The organism is Rhizobium sp. RU33A, assembly GCF_900156055.1.
In the GTDB taxonomy this organism is placed as follows: domain Bacteria; phylum Pseudomonadota; class Alphaproteobacteria; order Rhizobiales; family Rhizobiaceae; genus Allorhizobium.
This window is the reverse complement of sequence record NZ_FTMQ01000001.1, coordinates 509,296-531,913: the sequence shown is the minus strand read 5'-3', so window position 1 is coordinate 531,913 and position 22,618 is coordinate 509,296. Positions and strand designations below refer to the sequence as shown.

Here is a 22,618-nt window from a genome sequence, read left to right as displayed (position 1 = left end):
TTTATCCTTCTAGTGGCGGATGCGCGGGTTGATCAGGCCGTAGAGCAGGTCGACGATGAGGTTCACGACCATGATGATGCCGGCGATCAGGAGGAGACCTCCCTGGATGACCGGGTAATCACGGCGGAACACACTGTCGACCATCCACTTGCCGATGCCAGGCCAGGAAAAGATCGTCTCGGTCAGGATCGCGCCGGCCAGCAGGACACCGATCTGCAGGCCGATCGTGGTGATGACCGGGATCATGGCATTGCGCAGCGCATGCAGGCTGACGACGCGGAAAGGCGAGAGACCCTTGGCGCGGGCCGTCCGGATATAGTCCTCCGACAGGACCTCCAGCATGGCCGAGCGCGTCTGCCGCGCGATGACGGCGAGAGGAATGGTCGCAAGCACGATCGTCGGCAGGATCAGATGGCTGACGGCCGAGGCGAAGGCGCCCTTCTGCCCGGAGATCAGCGAGTCGATCAGCATGAAACCCGTGACCGGTGGGAAGAAGAACATCAACGAGATGCGGCCCGATACCGGCGTCCACTGCAGGATGCCGGAGAACAGGATCATCAACAGGAGGCCCCACCAGAAGATCGGCATGGAATAGCCGACGAGCGCAATGCCCATCATCGTCTGGTCGAAGAACGAGCCGCGCTTGATCGCCGCGATAATGCCGGCGGGAACGCCGATCGCGACGGCCAGCAGGATCGCACAGAGGGACAATTCGACAGTGGCGGGGAACAGCGCGAAGAACTGGTCGATGATCGGGCTCTTCGAGACAATCGAAGTGCCGAAGTCACCGGTCAGGACGCCGCCGAGATAATCGAAATACTGGACGACGAGCGGACGGTCGAGACCGAGCTGCGCACTGATCTGTGCGTGACGCTCGGGCGACATGACGCGCTCACCGGAGAGCAGCGCAACCGGATCGCCGGGAAGAAGCCGGATGAAAGCGAAGGCAATGATCGAGACGCCGAGAAAGGTCGGGATCAAGACGGCGAGCCGTCGCAGGAGAAAGCCAAACATGTGTGAGACCTGTTGTTTAAGGGAGGTCGAACCACGGCACCAAGGCCATCTGTGGTTACCCGAAACGCTTCACCTGAGCTTTCGAGCATGACGCGAGATTGGTCTTGCATCAACGACAAACGCCGCGGGCCAGGGCCCGCGGCGAAAGATTGCGTGTTCCGATTACTCGGCGATGTCGACGTTTTCGAAGGTGAAGTCACCAAGCGGGCTCTGGACGAAGCCAGAGACTTCCTTGCGCATCGGGACGATCGAGAGCGAATGGTCGATCGTGGCCCAAGGCGCTTCGCGCTTGAAGACGAGCTGTGCTTCTTCATAGAGCTTGGTGCGCTCGGCCTGGTCGGAGGTGACCTTGGCCTTCTTCACCAGGGCGTCGAACTCCTCGTTGCACCACTGAGCGCGGTTGTTGCCGCCGACGGCAGAGCAGCCGAGCAGCGTGTCGAGGAAGTTGTCCGGGTCGCCGTTGTCGCCGGTCCAGCCGAGCATGACGGCGCCGTCACGATCCTTGGCCTTCGAGCGGTCGAGATACTCGGCCCATTCGTAGGAGACGATCTCGACGGTGACGCCGATCTTGGAGAAGTCGTCCTGGATGATTTCAGCGGCGCGACGTGCGTTCAGCATGTAGGGGCGCGAAACCGGCATTGCCCAGACCTTCATCGAAAGGCCGGTCACACCGGCGGCTTCGAGTTCTGCCTTCGCAGCTTCCAGGTCATACGCGTCGTCCTGAGTGGACTGGTTGTAAGACCACATGGTCGGCGGGATCGGGTTCTTGGCCGGTGTCGCCATGCCCTGGAATACGGCGTCGACGATGGCTTCCTTGTTGATCGCCTTGTTCAGCGCCTTACGCACTTCCGGCTTGTCGAACGGAGCCTGGGTCGTGTTGTAGGCGAGGTAAGCGACGTTCAGGCCTTCCTGTTCCATGACCGTCAGAGCCGGGTCGGACTTCATGGTCTCGACGTCGGCAGCGTTCGGGAACGGCATCAGGTGGCATTCGCCAGCCTTGAGCTTCTGGTAACGAACGGCGGCATCCGTGGTGATCGCGAAGACGAGATCGTCGATCTTCGGCGCGCCACCCCAATAATCGGCGTTCTTCTTGTAGCGGATGACGGCGTCCTGCTGGTAACCGACGAAGGAGAACGGACCCGTGCCGACCGGCATCTGGTTCAGCTGTTCCTTCTTGCCTTCAGCTTCGAGCTTGTCGGCATATTCCTTCGAAACGATCGATGCGAAAGGCATTGCAAGGTTCGCGAGGAACGGCGCTTCCGGCTTGTTGAGGGTGATCTTGACCGTCATGTCATCGACCTTCTCGATCGACTTGATCAGCTCGGGGAAGCCCATGCCTGCGGCATATTCCCAGGAGGTGCCGGCAACATACTGGTTCCACGGATGATCGGCCTTCAGCTGGCGATCCAGCGAGAAAAGCACGTCATCGGCGTTGAAATCACGCGACGGGGTGAAGAACTCGGTCGTGTGGAACTTGACGCCCGGACGCAGCTTGAAGGTGTATTCGGTGCCTTCGGCGTTGACTTCGTAGCTCTCCGCCAGACCGGCTTCGGCTTCGGTCGTGCCGGGCTTGAATTCCATCAATCGGCTGTAGATCGGATGTGCGGAGGCATCGAACGTGGTGCCGGCGGTGTACATGCCGGGATCGAAGCCTTCCGGCGATCCTTCCGAGCAGTAAACGAAGGTCTTGGCGCTGGCCGCGCCCGACAGGAAAGTTGCGGCAGCAAGTGCTGCAGCTGCAAGTACGAACTTGGTTTTCATGAACAGTCTCCCAAAGGCAAAGGACGAGCGTCCTCGCCGGTTCTTTTGGTCCCGCGGCGCGTGGATCGCGCCCGTGTTTTGTGAAGGTCGGGGTCAACCGGTCTTCCGGCGATCGAAGGGTTTCCAGCCGCGCGTCGTAATCTGACAAGCAGCAGAGGTCGTCCACCCGATCACTGATGCAGTGTCTTATCGCCTTCGGAAACGTTGTAAAGAGAGATTCGGCTCAATTCCGTCACAGAATTGGTCTGGTTTTCGCCACAAACGACAGATGGCAGTTCAAATGTTTTCTAGCACGACAGGTCGCTTTCGGAACTCATCGAACATTAGAGATCTTTGATGGAGCCTGAGAAACAAGGCTATACCTAGTGGTGCGTCGCAAAATGACAAGCACGGCTGGCCGAGTCGAGGTGGTCTAGCAACGGAAAGAAAATTTATCAACCGATCAAAAAAAACAATGAAACGAGCAGCTATCAGCACGGCAAAAAGGGGGAGAGGAGGAGAGGCTTGGGGCCCTCTCCTCCTCTCCTTCGGTCACGCTTTGTGGGGAGAGCGACCGAAGAAGAAAGCATAGGCTGCAGGCAGGACCAGAATAGTCAGAACGGTTGCAACGAGAATGCCGCCCATCATCGCGTAAGCCAGCGGCCCCCAGAAGATGCCGCGTGAAATCGGGATTAGCGCGAGGACTGCGGTCAGCGCCGTCAGCATTATGGGGCGGAAGCGGCGGACAGCCGAGCCGATGATCGCTTCACGTCGCTCCATGCCCGCTGCGATGTCCTGGTCGATCTGATCTATCAGGATGATCGAGTTGCGGATGATAATGCCGAGCAGGGCGATAACGCCAAGGATCGCGACAAATCCGAAGGGGGCGCCCGAAATGAGGAGCGCGGCGGCGGCCCCGATGATGCCGAGCGGTCCGGTCGCCAGCACCAGCATAGCCTTGCCGAAATGCTGCAGCTGGATCATCAAGAGAACCACAATGACCAGCAGCATGATCGGCGCCTTGGCCGCAATCGAATTCTGGCTCTCGGCGCTGTCCTCCACACCGCCCTGGATCTCGATCGCGTAACCGGCGGGGACACTGTCGCGCAAGGACTGCATCTCGTCGAACATCTTCAAGGTGACATCGTTCGATTGCACGCCATCCGGCAGGGTGGCCCGCACCGTGATCGTCGGCAAACGATTGCGACGCCACTCGATCCCCTGCTCCAGCTTCGGCACGACCTTGGCGATCTGCGACAAGGGGATGAAGGCACCGAGATCGGTCGGGACATAGATCGAGTTGACAGCCGTCAACAGGCGGCGGCTATCCTCCGGCTCCCGTGCCACGATCGAGATTGTTTCCTCACCGGCACGAACGTCGGCGAGCGGCGCACCGCTCATCGTCGCCTGCAACATCTGACGCAGGCGCTGTGACGAGACGCCGAGGGCACGGGCACGATCCTGGTCGACGACCAGCGTCATCGCCGGGACAGGTTCGAGCCAGTCGTCGTGAACAGCCTGCAGAACCGGATTCTGGTTGAAGTGCGCCTTCACTTGATCTGCAATGCGGCGCACCTCGTCCCGCTCCGGTCCGCTCACACGCATCTGCACAGCCCATCCGGTCGGCGGCCCAAGAAACAGCCGATCGACCTTGCCTCGCACCGAGGGGAAGTCTTCCGCCAGCGTCATGCGCAGCTTGGTGATCAGACGTTCGCGCGCATCCTCGTCTCTCGCCATGACCAAGAGCTGGGCATAGTTCGGATTGCGCAGCTGCTGGTCGAGCGGCAGGAAGAAGCGCGGCGCGCCCTCGCCCACATAGGTTGCGACGAAGCGCTGATCCGGATCGGTCAGCAATTCCGCTTCGAGGCGTCTGGCCTCGGCCTCGACTTCCTTGATCGAGGTTCCCTCGGGCAGCCACATGTCGACAAGGATTTCCGGGCGTGACGACTGCGGGAAGAAGTTCTTCGGGATGAACTGGAACGACCAGAGGCTGACTGCAAAGATGGCGAGCGTCGAGACGATCACGATGATGCGGTGCTCGACGGCCCAGGAGACGGTCGCACGGAGGCGACGATAGAACCGCGTGTCGAAAGCGTCGTGGTGACTGCCGGCATGGGCCCTCTGCTTCAAGATCATGTAACCGAGCCAGGGCGTGAAGTAGACGGCGACGAACCAGGAGATGACCAGGGAGATGCCCACGACATAAAACAGCGAGCGGACATATTCACCGGCGGTCGATTCCGCGAAGCCGACCGGGATGAAACCGGCAGTCGTGATGAGCGTTCCGGTGAGCATCGGAAAGGCCGTCGAGGAATAGGCGAAACTCGCTGCATCCAGCTTGTCGAGCCCCTCTTCCAGTTTTCGCTCCATCATCTCGACGACGATCATCGCGTCATCGACCAGCAAGCCGAGCGCGATGATCAGGGCTCCGAGCGAGATGCGCTGCAGGTCGAGCCCGAGTTCATACATGACGGCGAAGGTTGCGGCGAGCACCAGCGGGATCGCGATCGCAATCACGAGGCCAGAGCGCCAGCCGATGGAGACGAACGAGACGACGAGCACGATCAGCAGGGCTTCGCCGAGCGCCTTCATGAATTCACCGATCGCCTCGCGAACCACTTCCGGCTGGTTGGAAATCTGCGAGACCTCCAGACCGATCGGCAGGGTCGCCTCGAAACGCTCCAGCGTCTCCTCCACGGCATCACCGACATCTGTCACCTTGAAGCCCTTGGCCATGACGACGCCGACCTGGACGGAGTCCTTGCCGTTGAACCGGAACTTGCGCTGATAGGGATCCTCGAGACCTTCAGTCACGGTGGCGATATCGCCCAGACGCGTGACCTGGTTGCCGGAATTCAGGCGCAGTTCGCGGATGTCTTCTGCGGCGGAGAACCCGCCATCGACGGATATGCGAACCGATCGAGATCCCGTGTCGATGCTTCCCGTGGCATCGATCGCATTCTGGCCTGCAAGTGCACTCTGAAGATCGGTGAAGGTCAATCCGCGTTCGGCGAGTGCCTTGGACGATACTTCGATAAAGATCTTCTGCGGTTGGTCGCCGAGGATTACCGCCTTTTCGACCCCTTCGGTCGACAAGAGGACATCGCGCGCCTGGATCGCATGCTGCTTGAGCTCGGGATAGCTGTAGCCATCGCCGGTCAGGGCATAGAGCGTGATGTAGGTATCGCCGAACTCGTCGTTGAAGTACGGGCCCAGCAAGCCTTCGGGAAGCTCGTTCTCGATGTCGCCGACCTTTTTGCGCACTTGGTAGAAGGCATCAGCCACGTCGTTGGCATCGGTATTGCCCGTCACCTGCAAGGTGATGATCGCCGAACCCGGCCGGGTGTAGGACTTGACCCAGTCGAGATAGGGCGTCTCCTGCAGCTTGCGCTCAATCTTGTTGACGACTTGATCCTGCATGTCGGCCAGAGATGCACCCGGCCAAAATGCCTGCACCACCATGACACGGAAGGTGAAGTCGGGATCTTCCTTCTGGCCCATCCGCATCAGTCCGAAGAGACCCGTGAGAATGATCAGGCCGAAGAGGAAACGGGCAATGCTGGGATGGGCGATGGCCCAACGGGACAAGTTGAACGAGCCCGGTTCGACAGGAGAGTTTGTCATGATTGAAATGTCCCGAAGGTAGGGGGGCGCGGGGCTTACCGGGTGGCGGCGTCGGGCGTGACGGTGGCGGTTGCAGGATCAGCCTCGGCCGAACGCGAGAGGTTCTCGTCGGCCAGCCGCACCTTCATGTCTTCCGCCATGAACTGCGTGCCTGCCACGACCACGAGATCACCGGGCTTCAGGCCTGCAGACACCTGGATCCCCGTATCGGAAAACGTGTCGATCGTGACCGATCGCGCATGGACCGTGGCGTCGGTCCGATCGACGGTCCAGACTTTCGGCTGCTTGGCGGCATCCTGGGCAAGGGCCGAAAGCGGCAGTTCGAACAGGCTCTTGTCCGATGGTGCCAGCGCCGTCACACGCGCAGTCATCCCGAGCAGGATCTGCGGATTGTCGGGAAGCGTGATGCGCACGGCAAAGGTTCGCGACGTTGCATCCGCGCTGCCCGCAACTTCGCGGACGGTTCCCTTGAGGGCAAGGCCATCCTTCGACCAGAAGCCGACCTCGACCTCCTTGCCCGAGGCAAATGCAAAGATCTCGTTCTCCGGCACTGCGATCAGTGCTTCCTTCTCACCATCGGCAGCGACCGTGACGACCGGGCTGCCTGCCGCCACAACCTGGCCCGCATCCGCGCCGATGGCGGTGACGATGCCCGGCTTGTCGGCCTTCAACTCACCATAGGCGACCTGGTTTCGCGCCTGCTCCAGCGAAGAACGCTGGCTGTCGCGGGTGGCGAGGGCCTGGTTATAGGTGAGTTGCGCCTGCTCGAGCTGCGCCTTCGTCGTCACCTGCTGGCGGTAAAGGGCGTCAGCACGCTTCAGGGCAAAGTCGGCCGTTTCCAGCTGGCGGTCGGCTGCGGCGAGGCTCGCCTCGGCACTGCGCATTTGCAACTGGTAATCCGTCACGTCGAGGCGCGCCAGAACATCGCCCGGCATCACCCGATCGCCGATATCGACCAGGCGCTCGATGATCTTGCCAGCCACCCGGAAACCGGCGGCGGCCTCACTGCGGGCCTTCACCGTTCCGGAATAGCGCAATTCGCGCGCGGTCGACGGCGCCTCGACTTCGATCACCTTCACGGGGCGAAGGCTCGGCTGTTCCACCGTTTCTGCCCCGCCTTCCGTGCAGGCTGCGAGCCCGAAGGCGGCGAAAAGTGACAATGCAGTCAGGGACAGGCGGACGCTGGCGGACATAGTGGTTCCTCCCCTGCGGGGGTCTCAGACTTTGAGGGCTCGGATGGCAAATTCGGTCAGGTCTTCCGGACCAGCGCGATTGGTCTTGCCGATACACTGGGCGACCATCTGGGGATGGTGCAATGGCGAGGTCGCCGCGCCGAAACAGCGCGCCGCATGGGCCGGATCGCTCTTGGCGAACTCTCCCTTTTCCATGCCTTCGGCAATGATGTCGGTCAGGATGGCCTGCAGCTCGTCGATATGTTGATCGATGACACCCCAGCTCTGCTCGATCGCGGCCACGACCATGTCATGCACCTTGCGCTCATCGAGCATGGTGACCACGGTGAACTCGAAAAGCGTCATGGAATAACGGCGCAGCCTTTCCTCGGCGCTGACCGGCAGGGCGGCGATGGATTGGGCGCTTGACAGGCTCTGATGCAAGAGGCGGGCACAGACACCCTCCAGCAACTCGCTCTTCGAGCCGAAGAACCTGTAGATGTTGGCAGGCGACATGCCGAGTTCCTTCGCCACATCGGCGACGGTCGTCTTGCTATAGCCATAGTGTCGAAACTGCCCCTCCGCCGCCTCAAGGATGCGGGTGGCCATATCGGCTGTCTCGGTGGATTGGACTGTGCTCGGGGTCATGATGATTTACGACTGACGATATTCGGATTTCGTCAGTCGTAAATCAAAAATCGTCAGCGGTCAATCAGATGAGAGGACAGCCTGTGAAAATGTCGGGCTTGGTCCAGCAGCGCCGCAGAACCACTGCGTGCGGGAATAGGAAGCGCCGATCACCGTGAAGAAAGACCTAAGATGCAGATGTAACGCCCGACCTTTTAAGGACGCCAAAGCAAACGCTTTGCGCAAAACCCAAGGGATGAGGAGACGTTCAATCTTTTAAGTTCGGGGAATGGTGCCCGGAGGCGGATTTGAACCACCGACACGCGGATTTTCAATCCGCTGCTCTACCAACTGAGCTATCCGGGCATCTCGGCTTGTTTGCAAAGCCTGCCGGTCTTTATTTCAAGACCGCCGGGGCGTTTCCCCGGGAGCGAGCGGGGTTATAACATCTTGTTCGGCCATGTCCAGCGGCTTCGACCACTTTTTTGAAGAAGATGTGAAAATCGCTGAAAGATGAACGAGAACAAGGGGATCGGGGGAGGTCGCGAACAGGCTTTACGGCCGGCGAGCGATCAGTCGCGGTAGTCGTCGTCCGCCTTGGACTCGTCGTCGGCAACCGGGATGGCGTAGGAGCCCTTCAGCCAGCGAGAGAGGTCGAGATTTCGGCAGCGATCGGAGCAGAACGGGTAATTGTCCCGCGTCGAGGGACGGCTGCATTCGGGGCATGGCCGCGTCTTGCGCAGCGGCTCGACCTTGGCGGTCCGCTGTTCGTCTCCGTCCGCCATGGTCAGCCCTCCGTCCAGCCCGTATGCACGTCATAGCCGTCGCCCGAGAGCATCTGCAACGTCTCAAAGAGCGGCAGGCCGACGACATTGGTGTAGGAGCCGACGATCTTCTGGACGAAGCTGCCGGCGATGCCCTGGATGGCATAGGCACCGGCCTTGCCACGCCATTCGCCTGACGCGAGGTAGCATTCGATGTCGTAGCCGGAGAGGCGCTTGAAGCGGACCTTGGTCTCGACGATCTTCTGGCGCAGCTTGCCATCAGGGGCGATCAGGCAGACCCCAGTGAAGACCCAGTGGCTGCGGCCCGACAGAAGATGCAGGGCCGAGGAGGCCTCCTGCATCAGTTCAGCCTTGGGCAGGATGCGGCGCCCGACCGCGACCACGGTGTCGGCAGCAAGAATGTAGCTATCGCCCCAGGTCAGATCCTTGCGCACCTGCAGATGAGCCGCCCTCGCCTTGTCTGCCGACAGGCGGCGAGCGAGCGAGCGCGGATGCTCCGACTTCTTCGGAGTCTCATCGAGATCCATCGGCATCAGGCGTGCGGGATCGATACCTGCCTGCTTGAGGAGATCCACGCGGCGCGGCGACCCGGAGGCCAAAATCAGCTTCTGTCTCAATTCCATCCGAACGCGCTCCTCAAGCCTTAAGGTCTTGGCCCAAGGTTTACTTGAAGCGGTAGGTGATACGGCCCTTTGTCAGGTCGTAAGGGGTCATCTCGACCAGGACCTTGTCGCCGGCGAGAACGCGGATACGGTTCTTGCGCATGCGGCCCGCGGTATGGGCGATGATTTCGTGTTCGTTTTCAAGCTTTACGCGGAAGGTGGCGTTCGGCAGCAATTCCGTGACGACGCCGGGGAATTCGAGGACTTCTTCTTTTGCCATAGAGCGGTTGTCTTTCTTGGGGTTTTAGGAGGGGCGCACAAGGGGCCCCTGAAAATGTGGGCGGAAACTACACAATCGCCCGGCATTTGTGAACCTTGTAGATTCGGCTTTTGGAATTTGTTTCAGGTGGGGCGAAACCGCCGCTAATCCGGGGCGAGGACCATCCTGTCCCGGATCAGCTTTGTGAGGCGATCCCGCACGTCGCGATAGGCGGAAAGCCGCTGCTCGCGGCTGCCGGTCTCGACCGTTGGATCCGGCATCGGCCAGTATTCCACCTCGACTGCGGAAGACCGGGTCAACTCGAGGGCTGCGTGATGGGCTTCCGGCGTCAGGGTAATCACCAGGTCGAAGTAGTCGTCTTCCATATCCTCCAGCGTCTGGGGCTGGCGGCGGCCGAGCGAAAGGCCGATCTCGTCCAGCACGACATCCACGAAGGGATCGCGCTCGCCCTTCTTGACGCCGGCCGAGGCGACCCAAGTCCCCGACGGCAGAGCCTGCCGGGCGATGGCCTCGGCCATGGGACTGCGAATGACGTTCTGGCCGCACATGAAGAGGACAGCGCTCGGCCGCGAGGGGCGGCGGTTCTCGTTTGCGCCCTCGGTCATCGGCCCTAGCCCCGCCAATAGAGCACGCAGACCAGGGTAAAGAGACGGCGGGCGGTATCGAAGTCGAGCTTGATCTTGCCCGAGAGCCTATCCATCAGCGTCTGCGAGCCGTCATTGTGGATGCCCCGGCGTCCCATATCGATCGCCTCGATCTGCGAGGGTGTCGAGGAACGGATCGCCTCGTAGTAGCTCTCGCAGATCATGAAGTAGTCCTTGATGATCCGCTGCAGGGGCGTGAGCGAGAGGATGTGGACGGCCACGTGCTCACCGCTTTCCGTCTTGATCGAGAAGACGAGCTTGCGGTCGACCAGCGACAGGTAGAGCTTGTAGGGACCGCCGGCATGACCAACAGGCTCGAAGGAGTTCTCCTCGATCAGATCGAAGATGGCGACCGCCCGCTCATGCTCGACATCAGGGGTCGAGCGCCCGATGGTCTCGTCCAGCACGACATCTGAGAGCCGGAAGTCGCCCGCCGCCATGTGCTAGTCCCCGAGATTGAGGCGGATGGCGACGGAGCGGGCATGGGCTTCGAGCCCTTCCGATTTCGCCAGCGCAATTGCAGCCGGCGCAAGCTTGCGCAACTGCTCCGGCCCGAGCCGCAGGATCGAGGTGCGCTTGACATAGTCAAGCACTCCCAGCCCCGAGGAGAAGCGTGCGGATCGCGCTGTCGGCAGAACGTGGTTCGAACCGCCGACATAGTCGCCGATCACTTCCGGCGTATGGCGACCGACGAAGATCGCACCGGCATTTCGGATGCCTTCGATCAGCGGCTCCGGATCGTCGACGGCGAGTTCCAGATGCTCGGCTGCGATCCGATTGGCCAGAGGTATCGAATCCTCAAGCGTCTCGACCATGATGATCGCGCCGAAATCGCGCCAGCTGGCCGAGGCCGTCTCGGCGCGCGGCAAGGATTTCAGCTGCCGTTCAACAGCCGCTTCCACCGCCTCGCCAAGTGCGCGATTGTCGGTGATGACGATGGACTGGGCGCCCGGATCGTGCTCGGCCTGGGCGAGAAGGTCGGCCGCCAGCCAATCCGGGTCATTGTCTTTGTCGGCGATGATGAGGACTTCGGAGGGACCGGCGATCATGTCGATGCCGACGGTGCCGAAGACGTGGCGCTTGGCCGCCGCGACATAGGCATTGCCCGGGCCGACGATCTTGGCAACCGGCGCGATCGTCTCTGTGCCATAGGCAAGGGCTGCCACGGCCTGGGCGCCGCCAATGCGATAGATCTCGGTGACACCGGCAATGCTCGCGGCTGCCAGCACGGTCGGGTTGATGGTCCCGCCCGTTGCCGGCACGACCATGACAACGCGCGGAACGCCTGCCACCTTGGCCGGCAGCGCATTCATCAACACCGAGCTCGGGTAGCTCGCCGTGCCGCCAGGCACGTAAAGGCCGACGGCATCGATCGCCGTCCAGCGCGATCCGAGTCCGACCCCGATCGCATCCTCGTAAATGTCGTCCTTCGGCATCTGCCGGGCATGGTGACGCTCGATGCGCTCGGCGGCGAGATTCAGAGCGTCGATCAGCTCAGGCGCAGTCGAGGCGAGTGCTGCTGCAATCTCTTCATCCGTCACCCGCATGGAAACGGTCGAAAAATCCACGCCATCGAAGCGTTTGGAATAGTCGGCGAGTGCCGCATCGCCACGCGCGCGCACATCGTCGATGATCTTGCGCACGACATCGTTGACGTCGTCGGAAACTTCACGCTTGGTCGTCAGGAAGGCCGCAAAACGCGCCTCGAAATCTCCCGATGCCTGATCCAGCCAGATTGCCACGCCCAGTATTTCCCTCTCAAGCATTCTCAATTCAATCAAGCCGCGACGATTGCCCGCCACTCGGCCTCATCAGCCGGCCTCGTGAGCCAGCCCCGCGATCCAGCCGTCTCAGCCGGCCTCGTGTTCCGGCCGAGCCGTCGTTTCCCAGGCGCCGCCGATATCGGCAAGCTGGGCCTCGATGCATTCCACTTCGAGGGCAACCATACCACCGCCTGCCAAGACGAGCTCGACGACGCCATCGGGACCGTCGCCCTTGGGCACGTAACGGATCGCGAGCAGGCTCATGACTTCCTCGGCCTTGCCTCGGTCGAAACCGATCGAGCGAACCGCCTCGACGCGCTTGAAGCTCAAGGCCGCACGACGGCGCTCGAAGCTCTTGGTTGCGCGTGCCGCCTTTTCCCAGACGAAGCGGTTGGCGGCGAGCGAAAACAGGCCCGAGCGGGCCGAAAAGCTCAGGTCACCGACCTTGAACACGGCGTCCTGCATGTGGGCCGAGATGATCGCGAGATCATCGGCATCGAGCGCCAGCAGCTTCAGGTCCGTCATGTCACCTCACAGTATCGCCTCTCGGCGGTGCCCGTCGAATTCATGTTTTGGACATAGGTTGCGGCTTGTCCAGTGGCAACGGGGCAAAAAGACTTTTCGCCCCGCATCGCTGTGAAAGAGTGCGCCCGAGCCGAGGGCTCAGTCGCTGATGCGCTCGACGATGGCACCGCAGCGGGTGAGCTTTTCTTCCAGGCGCTCGAAACCACGGTCGAGATGGTAGACGCGGCTGACCATGGTCTCGCCTTCGGCGGCCAGGCCGGCGATGACGAGCGACACCGAAGCGCGCAGATCGGTTGCCATGACCGGGGCGCCACGCAGGCGGGTGACGCCTTCGATGCGGGCTGTCTGGCCAGACAGCGTGATCTTGGCGCCGAGGCGGGCCAGCTCCTGCACATGCATGAAGCGGTTTTCGAAGATCGTCTCGGTGACATGCGAGACACCGTTCGCGCGGGTCATCAGGCCCATGAACTGCGCCTGCAGGTCGGTCGGGAAGCCCGGGAAAGGTTCGGTGACGATATCGACCGGGCGGATTTGATCGCCATGGCCGATGACGCGGATGCCGCCTTCAACGGCCGACACTTCGGCACCAGCGCGGCGGATAGCCTCGATGGCCGTGTCGAGGAGCGTGATGTCGGTACCCGACAGCGTCACGTCACCGCCGGTCATGGCAACGGCCATGGCATAGGTGCCGGTCTCGATGCGGTCGGGCAGAACCCGGTGACGCGCGCCGGAGAGGCTGGTGACACCCTCGATCGTGATGGTAGCGGTGCCGGCGCCTGAAATCTTCGCCCCCATGGCGTTCAGGCAGTTGGCGAGATCGACCACCTCAGGCTCGCGGGCGGCGTTGCCGATCACGGTCGTGCCGCGGGCAAGCGAAGCTGCCATCAGCATGACATGGGTCGCGCCAACCGAGACCTTTGGGAAGGTGTAGCGGGCACCGATCAGGCCGCCCTTCGGCGCCTTGGCATTGATGTAGCCGCCGTCGATTTCCATCTCGGCGCCGAGCGCTGTCAGGCCCTCGATGAAGAGATCGACCGGACGCGTGCCGATGGCGCAACCGCCCGGCAGCGAAACGCGGGCCTGGCCTTCGCGGGCCAGCAGCGGGCCGATGACCCAGAAGCTCGCGCGCATCTTCGAGACCAGCTCGTAAGGTGCGGTGGTATCAGCCACGGTGCGGCAGGTGAAATGCACGGTGCGCGAATAAGAACCGTCCTGATGCTCGCGGCGGCCGTTGACGGCGATGTCGACGCCATGATTGCCGAGAATGCGGATCAGGCCTTCTACGTCTGCCAGATGCGGCACGTTTTCCAGCGTGAGCGTGTCGGAGGTCAAAAGCGAGGCGATCATCAGGGGCAGCGCTGCGTTCTTGGCGCCCGAGATCGGGATGATCCCGTTCAACGCATTGCCACCAACAATCCTGATGCGATCCATGAGAGCCTGCGATACGGGCGAGAGATGCCCGCCTTTCCTTGAGAACGTGTGAGGGGAAGCCAATCCAGCGAGGCTGGCTCTTTAGACGAAAACAACGGGCGGTTCAATTGAAGCCGCAACGCTCGGTTAATCACCGGGTTTGGGCGAATTTGCGACAGGATTGGCATTGTCCCACGCCCCTTCTCCGCCCTCGACTTCTGCAATCGTCTCCACCGACGCCGAATGCGCGGCGGGCAACCCTATGCCATCCTCGGCCTCGCCGGCGCGGCGCGCCCGCGACTGCTGTTTGCGGCGGGCGAGATTTTCACGCAACTTCGCCGCCGCTCGCTCACGCCGACGCGCTTCAGCATCAGAGAGCGTACGTTTTCCACGATCGGCGAGCGGCTGGCCTTCCGGCTGACCACCATCCGTTTCGCCCTTGTTTTCCCGGTCCTTCGTCATCCGCGGGTGATAACCGATCGGAGGAAAATCGCAAAGTCCCATCCGCCCCCGTCACAAAACTTCGCCGCCCAAACGCTTTACGCTTGCGCTGCCCGAAACTCTATGGCAATAGGCGCCTCGTTCAGGGCCGACCAAACGCGTCGCCCGCCAGATGCTGCTATAGCTCAGGGGTAGAGCACTCCCTTGGTAAGGGAGAGGCCGAGAGTTCAAATCTCTCTAGCAGCACCATTCCATCCCCAAAGATTTTTTAGGTTTCTTTTGATCGGTCGAACGCGCTCTCCCGGCCGCAGATTGGTGTCGACGACCGGGCTATTGGTGTTGCAGGCGCGTCCGGCTTTGGCTATTTCGTCGCGAGCGTTTCCGAGATGCGCTTGAAGAAGTCCAGGTTCTCGCGCTCGTAGCCGAGCGGGCTCGCAGGGGCTGCGAGCTTGACGATCACCACGTTGTTCGACCGATCGACATAGGCGTACTGATTGTAGAGGCCGACGGCGGAATAGGCGTCCGAACCGCTGATCGTCCACCACTGGTATCCATAGCCATAACCTGCCTCAGGATCGACCACCTCGGAATCAGCGGGGGCAACGGTCGAGGCCTCGACCCAGTCTTGCGGGACGACCTGCGTTTCCCCGACCTTGCCGTTTTCCAGCATCATCAGGCCAAACCGGCCATAGTCGCGAAGGGTGGCGTTGAAGCCCGCACCATAGAACTCGCGACCAACCGCGTCCGAGCCGTCGAGGACGTAGAAGGCCTGCGCCTCCATGCCGGCCGGCTTCCAGATCTTTTCGCTCATGTAGTCCGCCCCCTTCATGCCGGTGGCTGCTTCCAGAACGCAGCCGAGAACGGACGTATCGAGGGTCGAATAGTTGAAGGTGCTTCCCTGTTCGTTCAGCGGCTTTGCCTCGTTGCGCGCATAGTCGCACCAGCGATACTTGTAGCCGACCAGCGAATTGTCGTGGACCTTGGTGAGCTGGGTCTCGCTGCCGAACTCGTAGATCTCCTTCCAGTCGATGCCGGAGCGCATGCGCAGGAGATTGAGGATCGTGACATCCGCATAGGCCGTGCCCTTCCAGTCGGGCAGGTAATCGACGACCTTGTCATCGACGCTTTTGATCTTGCCTTCGGAGATCGCGATGCCGATCATGGTCGCCAGCATGGACTTGGCCATGGAAAAGGACATGAAGCGGGTCTGCTCACCGCTGGTGTTGCGGTAAATCTCCTTGACGATCTTTCCGTCCTTGATGACCAGCAGCGCGTTTGTTGCCGTGCTTTCGAGGAAGTCTTCCAGCCCCTGCTCCTTGCCTTCGAAGACGAAACTGTTGCCGATGTCACGCTCCTCACGCGACAGTTCTCTCTTGGTGTCCCCTGCCGCCACAGGCCGCGTGGCGAAGAGCTGATCCATGTGCTGGAAAGTCAGATAATTCAGCTCCGGCATGAGCATGGCGGCCCGGCCGTTGATCATGGTCGGCGTCTCCCAGCGCGATGGTTCGGCAGCCATGGCAGTGCTCGAGATTGACAGCGCGAGGCCGACAGAACAGGCTAGTTTCGATTTCATGAGAACTCCTCCTTTGTTCGCAAGACATGCAAACTAGGTGAAACGCATGGGGCACTCTATCCAGGTACCTCCAGGGGATACGCTCAACAATTGGGCAGGAGCTGCATGGACCTATCGGAGCCAGGCGTTCGACGACGTGACCGAACAGGCGGGCGCCGTCGGAGGATGGCAGATCGCCAGCAACCAGTTGGGGCGGGGCCGCTATGCGGCGGTGTCGGAAACGCTTTCGATCGGACAGGTCACCATCACGCGCGACCGCATCAATCTTCCGATCGGCCAGGAGACGATCAGCCCCGGGGGGCGGGTGTCACTGCTCTTCCCGCTTCGATCCGAGGGCGGGTGGCGCGTCGATGGCCGGTGTGAGACCGACGCCGTCATCGCCATGCGGCAGGGGCTGACCCATCTGCTGGTCGCGCCCGGCAGTGGCAGCGAACTCCTGCATGTGGAAATGCCGGCCTCTCTGCTCGCTCTCGATGCGAAAGAACCCGTCATCCGGTCGAGGAGGCTGCGGCCGGAGGATGAATTTCTGCGCGATTGGCTTCTTTGCCTCCTCGGCCAGGCGCGGACTGGCGGTGGGCTCGACACATCAGCGACGGCTGCGCTGGAGGAGGTTCTCCTGATGCGCCTCTCAAGCTGTGCCGGCGCTTTTGCACCCTCGCCCAGCCAGAGGATCAGCCGGTCTGCTGCGATCGACCTTGTCAGCCAACTGGAACGCTCGCTCCTTGAGGGGGACGATATCCCCGAGACCTTCGGAGCGCTCTGCGAACGCTGGTCACTTGCACAGAGCGAGGTTGAGGCGGCAACGCTCGCCGCTTTCGGGCAGGCTCCTGATCGATGGTACCGGATGGCGCGGTTGAACGGCGTCCACCGTGATCTCAGAGCGCGGTCACGCGGCCTGACCGTGACCCGGGCTGCCACGCGCTGGGGCTTCTTTCACCTCGGGCGCTTTTCGGGCGACTATGCCGCCTTCTTCGGCCGCCACCCGCGGGAAACGCTCAAGGCAAACTGACGCCGAAATCGGCGGCGGCCTTGCGGACCACATCGGAGACTTCCGTCAACTGCTTGGCGATTGGGCTCGTCTTGCGCCATATCATGCCGATCTTTCGCGACGGCTGCGGATCCTCGAAGCGGGCGATGGACACATCGGCGGAGCGTGTTTCGACGGGCATGGCGATTTCAGGGATCAGCGTGACGCCGATCCCGGCGCCGACCATCTGGACAAGTGTCGAGAGCGAGCTGCCATCGAGGATCTCGCGCGGACGCACCGAACCCATGTCGCAGAAAGATAGTGCCTGTTCGCGGAAACAGTGCCCTTCTTCCAGCAACAGCAGGCGCATTTCGCGCAGCATGTCGCTGCTGGGAACAGGCTTGTCAGCATCCGCCCTCGGGCGGACGAGCACGAAGTTCTCCTCAAACAGCGGCATCTCGGTGAGCGATGGCTCGGAGACCGGCAAGGCGACGATCGCGGTATCCAGGCGGCCTTCCGCCAGCTCCTGAAGGAGTTTCGGCGTCACGGTTTCGCGGACATGGATGTCGAGATCGGCATTCTCACGGGTCAGCGCCGAGATCATGCCGGGCAGCAGATAGGGAGCGACCGTCGGGATGACACCGATGCGCAGGCGCCCGACCAAGTGTCGGCGGTGGGCACGGGCAAGATCACCCAGTTCATCCACCGACCGCAGGATATCGCGCACCCGAACCAGAAACTCTTCCCCGAAGGCAGAGAGGCGCAGCTGGCGCGCAGCGCGCTCGAAGAGTTCCGCGCCGAGGGCTTCTTCGAGCTCCTTGATCTGCACCGACAAGGCAGGCTGGGAGATCGAACAGGCTTCGGCCGCGCGCCCGAAATGGCCATGACGGGCCAGCGCCTCGAAATAACGCAGCTGTCGAAGGGTGAAATTGATCATAACCTAATCCTATGGAACTGATCATATTTTCCAACTTACATTAATCGCCCCGATTTGCTAGAACAATTCCAGAAGTTGTCGGGGAGCCACCTGAATGGTGCGGTTCTCCAGCTTGTCTCCAAAGGGAACAAGCGGACGACGGATCAGGCGGGGCGGTCCAAAGTCCTGCCGCCAGTTCATCGGATTGTGATGCGGACGTGCTCTTCCAGAGGGTGTCAGCAATTCGATCCTGGAAAAGCGGTTTCTTCAAGGAGGTACACAATGGATACCCTGAGCAACAAAGGCACCGGCAAATGTCCGGTCATGCATGGTTCGAACACGGAAAGCGGCGCAAACGTCATGGCCTGGTGGCCGAATGCGCTGAACCTCGACATCCTGCACCAGCACGACACCAAGACCGACCCGATGGGCAAGGGCTTCGATTACCGTGAAGCCGTAAAGCAGCTCGACGCTGCAGCGCTGAAGGCCGACATGAAGGCCCTGCTGCGCGACAGCCAGGAATGGTGGCCGGCCGACTGGGGTCACTACGGCGGCCTGATGATCCGTCTCGCCTGGCACTCTGCCGGCTCCTACCGTCTGGCCGACGGCCGCGGCGGCGGCGGCACGGGCAATATCCGTTTTGCTCCGCTCAACTCCTGGCCTGACAATGCCAGCCTCGACAAGGCGCGCCGCCTGCTCTGGCCGCTGAAGAAGAAGTACGGCAACAAGATCTCCTGGGCCGACCTCATCCTCTTTGCCGGCACCGTCGCTTACGAAGACATGGGGCTGAAGACCTTCGGCTTCTCGTTCGGCCGCCCGGATATCTGGGGCCCGGAAAAGGACGTCTACTGGGGTGCGGAAAAGCAGTGGCTTGCGCCCTCCGACAGCCGCTACGAAGACGTGACCAAGCCGAACACGATGGAAAACCCGCTCGCCGCAGTGCAGATGGGTCTCATCTACGTGAACCCGGAAGGCGTGAACGGCAAGCCTGATCCGATGGCAACTGCCGCTCAGGTGCGCGAAACCTTCGCCCGCATGGCGATGAACGACGAAGAGACCGCCGCGCTGACCGCTGGTGGCCACACCGTCGGCAAGGCACACGGCAATGGCGACGCGCAGGCGCTCGGCGTCGAGCCGGAAGCCGGCGACCTGGAAAACCAGGGCTTCGGCTGGATGAACCCGAACCAGAACGGCAAGGCGAGCCTGGCTGTCACCTCGGGCATCGAAGGCGCATGGACCGCCAACCCGACCGTCTTCGACATGGGCTATTTCGAACTGCTGTTCGGTTACGATTGGGAGCTGACGCACAGCCCCGCCGGTGCCCAGCAGTGGGCTCCGATCGGCATCAAGGAAGAGCACATGCCGGTGGATGCCACCGACCCGTCGATCCGCCGCATGCCGATGATGACCGATGCCGACATGGCCATGAAGGTTGACCCGGTCTACCGCTCCATCTGCGAAAAGTTCATGGCGGATCCGGCTTACTTCCAGGATACCTTTGCCCGCGCCTGGTTCAAGCTGACCCACCGCGATCTCGGTCCGAAGGTTCGCTATATCGGCCCGGAAGCCCCCACCGAAGAGCTGATCTGGCAGGATCCGGTTCCGGCTGGCGTCAAGAACTATGACGTCAGCGCCGTGAAGGCGAAAATCGCCGCTTCGGGTCTGTCGACGGCCGAACTGGTGGCCACCGCCTGGGACAGCGCCCGCACCTATCGCCAGTCTGACATGCGTGGCGGTGCGAACGGTGCGCGCATCCGTCTCGCCCCGCAGCGTGACTGGGAAGGCAACGAGCCGGCCCGTCTCGGCAAGGTCCTGTCGGTTCTGGAGCCGATCGCAGCCGAGTTCGGCGCCAGTGTCGCCGACGTCATCGTTCTGGCCGGCAATGTTGGCATCGAAACGGCTGCCAAGGCTGCTGGTTACGACGTGACGGTTCCCTTCTCTGCCGGCCGTGGTGACGCTACCGCCGAACAGACGGATGCGGAAAGCTTCGCTCCGCTCGAGCCGCTCGCCGACGGTTTCCGCAACTGGACTAAGAAGGACTACGTCGTCAGCCCCGAAGAAATGCTGCTCGACCGCGCCCAGCTGATGGGCCTGACGGGTGCGGAAATGACGGTGCTGCTCGGAGGTCTGCGCGTGCTCGGCACGAACTATGGCGGCACCAAGCATGGCGTGTTCACCACCCGCGAAGGCCAGCTGACGAACGACTTCTTCGTCAACCTGACCGACATGGGTTTCACCTGGAAGCCGACGGGCAAGAACTCCTACGACATCTGCGACCGCAAGACCGGTGAGAAGAAGTTCACAGCGACCCGCGCCGATCTCGTCTTCGGTTCGAACTCGGTTCTGCGTGCCTATGCGGAAGTTTACGCACAGGACGACAACCAGGAGAAGTTCGTGAAGGACTTCGTCGCTGCCTGGGTCAAGGTGATGAACGCCGATCGCTTCGATCTCGAAGCCTGAGAGCTAAGGCAACGAGCCTCGTGCCCCGAGGCTCGGAGCCTCTAGAAGAAGCCGGAGATGCAGCCGCCTCTCCGGCTTTTTTCTTGGTCTCAGCGCAGGAAAGCGCGGAAGCGGCGCAGGGACAGGACGAAGAAGACGGCCGAGATGGCAATGAGCGCCAGGATCTGAGGCCAGACGACGTCGAGCCCGGCATCCCTGAAGAGTACCGCCTGGGCCATGATGACGAAATGCGTGTTGGGTGCCGCCGACATGATCCACTGGATCACCTCGGGCATGCTTTCACGGGGCGTCATGCCGCCCGACAGGATCTGCAGCGGCAGAAGAACCAGCATCAGCAACAAACCGAACTGCGGCATCGACCCCGCGACCGTGGCGAGGAAGATGCCCATGGATGTCGCGGCAACCAGTTGTAGCGCCGCCCCGATGAGGAAAAGGGTCATGGAGCCCTGCAGGGGCACGTTCAGCGCGCCTTGCACGACGACGAAGAGCGAGAACATCGTCGCCAGCAGCACAACGAGGCCCATCGACCAGATCTTGCTCAGCATGATTTCCCCAGGCGTGACCGGCATGACGAGGAGATGTTCGATCGTGCCGTGCTCCCCGCTTCAGGAAATCCGTCTCCTCACGCGTGACGATTTCCTGAATGACCCTGCCGCCGGAAAAGGCCTGGGTCATCTGGGTCGCGTCAATGTTGAACTGGATCTGTGGACTGTGGCCGGCCAGAAGATCGCGCTGAAAACCGGGCGGGATGTCGAGCACCAAGGTGTCGAGACCGGCATTCATGCGGGGGATCCAATGCGACCAGCCAGCCGCTTTGACGCTTTACCATCCGCCATCTCCGAGATCCGCCTGCCATCGCCGGACATCGGCTTCACCAGGACGGCATAGACATAGATGCTCGGCCGGTCGGCGAAGTTGATCCACGTCAATTAGAGATTGCTATGGCGGACAACATTCGCGTCACATTAAAACACCGCCCCGACGAACCGGGACGGCGTCTCTCTGGCGCAACGAACCATGCGTCTAGAAACCGCTGGCAAGCCGGCGGCGAAGATCGTCGATATCGGGGGTGGCGTGCTCCTGAAGCCGCCGTTCCCAGGCAAGCGCCGTGTTGACGATGACGCCCAGGTCGTCATAGCGCGGCGTCCACTCCAGAACCTGCTTCGCCAAGGTGGAATCTGCGACGACAAGCGACGCGTCGCCGGGACGGCGCGGCGCGTAATCGACCCGGAAATCGGCGTTGGTGGCACGACGCACCGCTTCGATGATGTCGAGCACCGAGTATCCCTTGCCGTAGCCGCAGTTGGCCACCAGGGGCCCGCCACCCTTTCGCAAGTATCGCAACGCCTGGAGATGTGCATCTACGAGGTCGTTGATGTGAATGTAGTCCCGCACACCCGTGCCATCTGGGGTATCGTAGTCAGTGCCATAGACAGACATCGAGGAACGTTTGCCGAGTGCTGCCTCACAGGCCACCTTGAGCAGATGTGTGGCACCGACGGCCGAATTTCCGGCGCGCCCCTGCACATCGGCACCGGCGACGTTGAAATAGCGCAGCGCCACGTAGCAGAGACCATGGGCGCGTGCCGTATCGCGCAGCATCATCTCGCTCATCAGCTTGGACTGCCCATAGGGCGATTCTGGTCGCAGTGGCGCATCCTCCCGCACCGGCAGCGGCTTGTCCGGCAGACCGTAGACGGCCGCCGTCGACGAGAAGATGACCTTGTCGATCCCCGCCTTGACGGCGGCCGCCAACAGCCGGCGGGTGTTTTCGGTATTGTTTTCGTAATAGCTCAGCGGATTGGCGATCGATTCCGGAACGACGATCGAGCCGGCGAAATGGATGATCGCCTCAATATCGTTCTCAGCGAAGATCTGCTTGAGGACAGTCGGCTTGGCGATGTCGCCCAGATAAAAACGTGCCTGGGGCGCAACCGCCCAACGAAAGCCCGTGGACAGCCGGTCAACAACGACCACCTCTTCCCCGGCATCGAGGAGAGCCCAGACCATATGGCTGCCAATGAAGCCTGCGCCGCCTGTCACCAAGATCGCCATGACTTTTCTTCCCGTGTTCT

19 protein-coding genes, 2 tRNA genes and 1 pseudogene are annotated in these 22,618 nt (G+C 61.7%); 3 read left to right on the top strand and 19 right to left on the bottom strand.

The genetic code is table 11. The features are described 5' to 3' along the window. Positions 1-9: 9 nt before the first annotated feature. The 15 genes from BW978_RS02625 to BW978_RS23130 form a co-directional block, all read right to left on the bottom strand. Positions 10-1,014 (bottom strand): ABC transporter permease subunit, encoded by a 1,005-nt coding sequence (locus tag BW978_RS02625; protein ID WP_076391942.1) that lies wholly within the window; start codon positions 1,012-1,014, stop codon positions 10-12. Positions 1,015-1,176: 162 nt separating this feature from the next. Then, positions 1,177-2,775, bottom strand: a complete 1,599-nt coding sequence (locus BW978_RS02620; protein ID WP_076391939.1) for an ABC transporter substrate-binding protein — start codon at positions 2,773-2,775, stop codon at positions 1,177-1,179. A gap of 531 nt (positions 2,776-3,306) precedes the next feature. Beyond that, positions 3,307-6,378 carry an efflux RND transporter permease subunit gene (locus BW978_RS02615; RefSeq protein WP_076391937.1) on the bottom strand — a complete coding sequence of 1,024 codons (3,072 nt, stop codon included), beginning with the start codon at positions 6,376-6,378 and terminating at the stop codon, positions 3,307-3,309. A 35-nt stretch (positions 6,379-6,413) separates the two neighbouring features. Then, on the bottom strand, positions 6,414-7,571 hold the full coding sequence (locus tag BW978_RS02610; RefSeq protein ID WP_076391935.1) for an efflux RND transporter periplasmic adaptor subunit: 1,158 nt from the start codon (positions 7,569-7,571) through the stop codon (positions 6,414-6,416). Positions 7,572-7,595: 24 nt separating this feature from the next. Next, entirely contained in the window at positions 7,596-8,159 is a 564-nt protein-coding gene (locus BW978_RS02605; RefSeq protein ID WP_083697466.1) for a TetR/AcrR family transcriptional regulator, read from the bottom strand. 308 nt (positions 8,160-8,467) lie between these two features. Then, positions 8,468-8,543 (bottom strand) — tRNA-Phe (locus tag BW978_RS02600). A 206-nt stretch (positions 8,544-8,749) separates the two neighbouring features. Next, positions 8,750-8,962, bottom strand: a complete 213-nt coding sequence (yacG, locus tag BW978_RS02595; protein ID WP_054149033.1) for a DNA gyrase inhibitor YacG — start codon at positions 8,960-8,962, stop codon at positions 8,750-8,752. A gap of 2 nt (positions 8,963-8,964) precedes the next feature. Beyond that, positions 8,965-9,585, bottom strand: coding sequence for a Maf-like protein (locus BW978_RS02590; RefSeq protein WP_076391931.1), 621 nt, complete (start codon positions 9,583-9,585; stop codon positions 8,965-8,967). A 40-nt stretch (positions 9,586-9,625) separates the two neighbouring features. After that, entirely contained in the window at positions 9,626-9,844 is a 219-nt protein-coding gene (gene infA, locus BW978_RS02585) for a translation initiation factor IF-1 (protein WP_004435948.1), read from the bottom strand. A 143-nt stretch (positions 9,845-9,987) separates the two neighbouring features. Further along, positions 9,988-10,449, bottom strand: a complete 462-nt coding sequence (locus tag BW978_RS02580; RefSeq protein WP_076391929.1) for an arsenate-mycothiol transferase ArsC — start codon at positions 10,447-10,449, stop codon at positions 9,988-9,990. A gap of 5 nt (positions 10,450-10,454) precedes the next feature. Continuing rightward, on the bottom strand, positions 10,455-10,928 hold the full coding sequence (locus tag BW978_RS02575) for a UPF0262 family protein (RefSeq protein WP_076391927.1): 474 nt from the start codon (positions 10,926-10,928) through the stop codon (positions 10,455-10,457). Positions 10,929-10,931: 3 nt separating this feature from the next. After that, a complete protein-coding gene (gene hisD, locus BW978_RS02570; RefSeq protein ID WP_076393142.1) occupies positions 10,932-12,230 on the bottom strand; it encodes a histidinol dehydrogenase in 1,299 nt (432 codons plus the stop codon). A 108-nt stretch (positions 12,231-12,338) separates the two neighbouring features. After that, positions 12,339-12,776 (bottom strand): DUF2948 family protein, encoded by a 438-nt coding sequence (locus BW978_RS02565; RefSeq protein ID WP_054149038.1) that lies wholly within the window; start codon positions 12,774-12,776, stop codon positions 12,339-12,341. A 138-nt stretch (positions 12,777-12,914) separates the two neighbouring features. Beyond that, the gene (gene murA, locus BW978_RS02560; RefSeq protein ID WP_076391925.1) at positions 12,915-14,207 is read right to left on the bottom strand and encodes a UDP-N-acetylglucosamine 1-carboxyvinyltransferase; all 1,293 of its coding nucleotides are present in this window, start codon (positions 14,205-14,207) and stop codon (positions 12,915-12,917) included. Positions 14,208-14,333: 126 nt separating this feature from the next. Next, positions 14,334-14,648 (bottom strand): hypothetical protein, encoded by a 315-nt coding sequence (locus tag BW978_RS23130; RefSeq protein ID WP_139330279.1) that lies wholly within the window; start codon positions 14,646-14,648, stop codon positions 14,334-14,336. Positions 14,649-14,801: 153 nt separating this feature from the next. Here BW978_RS23130 and BW978_RS02550 point away from each other — a divergent pair. Then, a tRNA-Thr gene (locus tag BW978_RS02550) sits at positions 14,802-14,876 on the top strand. Between the two features lie 112 nt (positions 14,877-14,988). On the opposite strand, the gene BW978_RS02545 is transcribed toward BW978_RS02550, so the two are convergent. Next, positions 14,989-16,200: a serine hydrolase domain-containing protein gene (locus BW978_RS02545; protein WP_076391921.1), complete on the bottom strand. Its 1,212-nt coding sequence runs from the start codon at positions 16,198-16,200 to the stop codon at positions 14,989-14,991. 46 nt (positions 16,201-16,246) lie between these two features. On the opposite strand from BW978_RS02545, the gene BW978_RS02540 reads away from it, so the two are divergent. Continuing rightward, on the top strand, positions 16,247-17,209 hold the full coding sequence (locus BW978_RS02540) for a helix-turn-helix domain-containing protein (protein ID WP_083697465.1): 963 nt from the start codon (positions 16,247-16,249) through the stop codon (positions 17,207-17,209). Here the strand turns inward: BW978_RS02540 and BW978_RS02535 are convergent. Continuing rightward, a complete protein-coding gene (locus BW978_RS02535) occupies positions 17,196-18,104 on the bottom strand; it encodes a hydrogen peroxide-inducible genes activator (protein WP_076391917.1) in 909 nt (302 codons plus the stop codon). The two genes, BW978_RS02540 and BW978_RS02535, sit on opposite strands and share 14 nt — an antisense overlap. Positions 18,105-18,365: 261 nt before the next feature. On the opposite strand from BW978_RS02535, the gene katG reads away from it, so the two are divergent. After that, positions 18,366-20,543 (top strand): catalase/peroxidase HPI, encoded by a 2,178-nt coding sequence (gene katG, locus BW978_RS02530; RefSeq protein WP_076391915.1) that lies wholly within the window; start codon positions 18,366-18,368, stop codon positions 20,541-20,543. 89 nt (positions 20,544-20,632) lie between these two features. Here katG and BW978_RS02525 read toward each other — a convergent pair. Together BW978_RS02525 and galE are read right to left on the bottom strand one after the other, a co-directional pair. Continuing rightward, a pseudogene (locus tag BW978_RS02525) lies at positions 20,633-21,329 on the bottom strand (ABC transporter permease); the annotation flags it as partial. Positions 21,330-21,566: 237 nt separating this feature from the next. Further along, the gene (gene galE, locus BW978_RS02515; RefSeq protein WP_076391909.1) at positions 21,567-22,598 is read right to left on the bottom strand and encodes a UDP-glucose 4-epimerase GalE; all 1,032 of its coding nucleotides are present in this window, start codon (positions 22,596-22,598) and stop codon (positions 21,567-21,569) included. Positions 22,599-22,618 lie beyond the last annotated feature (20 nt).